Source organism: Oleiphilus sp. HI0125, assembly GCF_001635355.1.
Window position 1 is genome coordinate 1 of the sequence record NZ_LWGF01001518.1, and the last position, 2,327, is coordinate 2,327.

Consider the following 2,327-nt stretch of genomic DNA (forward strand, 5'->3'; position numbering starts at 1 on the left):
TTACTCGTTCTCGTTGACCGTTTGAGTGCTTCTGCATCAGAAATCTTTGCAGGCGCCATTCAGGACTACGATCGCGGTATCGTGATGGGCTCTCAAACCTTTGGTAAAGGTACCGTTCAATCTGTTCGTCCTTTAAACCACGGCCAGCTTAAAATCACTCAAGCTAAGTTTTATCGCATCTCGGGTGCCAGCACACAGCACAAAGGCGTTGTACCAGACATTCTGATCCCTGATACGGTCGATACGACTAAAGTAGGTGAAAATTCTCTTGAAAACGCTCTTCCTTGGGATGCTATTGCAGCGGCCGATTTTAAACAACTCGCTAGCAACGACGGTGTTGAAACAGTATTGAATCAACGCCATGAAGAGCGCTTTGCGAAAAACGAAGAATACCAAGTCTTACTTGAAGAGATTGCATTGCTCGATAAGCAACGCACAAAAGATCGCGTATCTCTCAATAAAGAAGTTCGCCAAAAAGAAATCAAGACAGCTGAAAAAGAGCAACTCGACCTAGAAAACAAGCGTCGTAGCTTTGAAGGCAAAGAACCATATGCTGATTTCAAGGCTTGGGAAGATGACGTCGAAGCTCAGGCAAGCAAGACACAGAGCGACGAACTCGAAGTAGACTTTATCGTTGACGAGAGCGTCGAGGTATTGCTTGATTTCATTGAAGTAACTGCAAAAGCTTCGATCGCAAAAGCCTCATAGTCAGCAGTAATGACCAGCGACGATAAGCCTTCCTCAAGACACTTGCCCGACGAAAAGGTCGGGCAAGACATTGATTCAAAACCTACAGATCTTGATGCATCACCAGAAAGCCAAAATCAAGATACGCCCTCTAGCTCAGAAAAACCCTCAAACAAATCAAATGATCAACATACACCAGTTGAGCCATGGGTTAGTGAAGAAACCATTGCAGGGCTATTTGATCGTGTTGGATCTGCTGCTGGCCAGGCTTTTAGGATAGCTAAACGCACAACAGATACCTCCTACAAAGTTGGTAAGGCACTCATTCAATCTCAAGATCAGTTGAAGTTGATGGTAGCCGCAGGTGAGAGTTTAAAAGATCTACGAGAAGTTGCCGGGCTTACAATCAACGAATTAAACGAAGCACTTCAGCTCAAAGACAAATCGCTTATTGAAGCAGTTGAAAATGGCACTGCTACCCTATCGTTCGAATTAATTTTACGTTTAAGCTCGTTGCTGGCTCGTAACGACCCAATTCCTTTTATATTGAAGTACAGCCGAACGTATTCACCTGAGACTTGGCGACTACTGCATGATTGGGGTGCAGGGAGGCTTCCTCTGCAATATCAGCGTGAGCGTGAATTCATTAACATACTGCGCTCCAAAGATAGTGCACGCGAATTGAGCGACGAAGGGTTTGCCCACGTACTCGCTTATACACGAGAAGCATTTAATATGGCCCTGCACTTCGTAGAAGAGCAAGAGAAAAAGTCCTAAGTCTGTGCTCCAACACCAGTGTATTCACTACTCTCTCAACACTACGTTCTCATTGAATGATTCAATCTGATTTAACAAACGGCCCTGTCGGCCCGCACCTGCGCAAGATGACGATACCCATGATTTGGGGCATTTTATCGATCATGTCGATGAACATCGTCGACACATGGTATGTCGCACAATTGGGTACCGAACCCCTTGCCGCAATGGGATTCACCATCCCTGTTGTCTCAATACTGTTGAGCCTCGCATTCGGCATTGGCATCGGTAGCTCATCGTTGATATCTCGTGCAATTGGTGCAGGTGATACGACGCGCGTTCGTATTTATGCCACGCAATCACTGTTCATAGGCCTGAGCGTGGCGCTGAGTTTCGCGATTATCGGTTATCACAATATTGATACAATTTTTATCGCCTTAGGTGCGCCAGACACCCTACTGCCGTTAATCCATGAGTTTATGGACATCTGGTTCTTAGGCAGTTTTATCGTCGTTATTCCCATGGTTGGAAATTCTGCACTGCGCGCGGCTGGCAACACCTTTATTCCAAGTATGATTATGATCGTCGTCGCCATTGTGAACATCATTCTCGACCCGATACTGATCTTTGGTTATTTCGGACTTCCCGCTTTAGGCTTGCAAGGCGCGGCCATTGCGACCGTCATCTCCTATTCTTTTGCCTTAATCATTGGCCTGTATTTATTGGCTATTAAATTACGCTTTCTAAGCCTCAAGGATTGTCGCGGCAGAATTATCGAAAGTTGGAAAGCGATTCTTCATCTTGCTATTCCCGCGATTGGCACCAATCTTATCGCACCGCTCTCCGTGGCATTCTCAACGTGGCTGGTTGCAGGATATAGCGCA

At 45.9% G+C, this 2,327-nt stretch carries 3 protein-coding genes; all 3 read left to right on the forward strand.

The genetic code is table 11. From position 1 onward, the window contains the following. On the forward strand, positions 1 to 708 hold a 708-nt coding region (locus A3762_RS25440; RefSeq protein ID WP_197469581.1), incomplete at its 5' end, for a carboxy terminal-processing peptidase. A 9-nt stretch (positions 709 to 717) separates the two neighbouring features. Continuing rightward, complete coding sequence (locus A3762_RS25445; RefSeq protein ID WP_068757783.1) at positions 718 to 1,464, forward strand: helix-turn-helix transcriptional regulator; 747 nt, start codon at positions 718 to 720, stop codon at positions 1,462 to 1,464. 56 nt (positions 1,465 to 1,520) lie between these two features. Continuing rightward, positions 1,521 to 2,327, forward strand: an 807-nt coding sequence (locus A3762_RS25450; protein WP_197469582.1) for an MATE family efflux transporter, incomplete at its 3' end; no start/stop codon positions are given.

Excerpts from the sequence above, each read along its gene's own strand:
- A3762_RS25445 (WP_068757783.1), top strand. The coding sequence starts at position 718 with ATGACCAGCGACGATAAGCCTTCCTCAAGACACTTGCCCGACGAAAAG.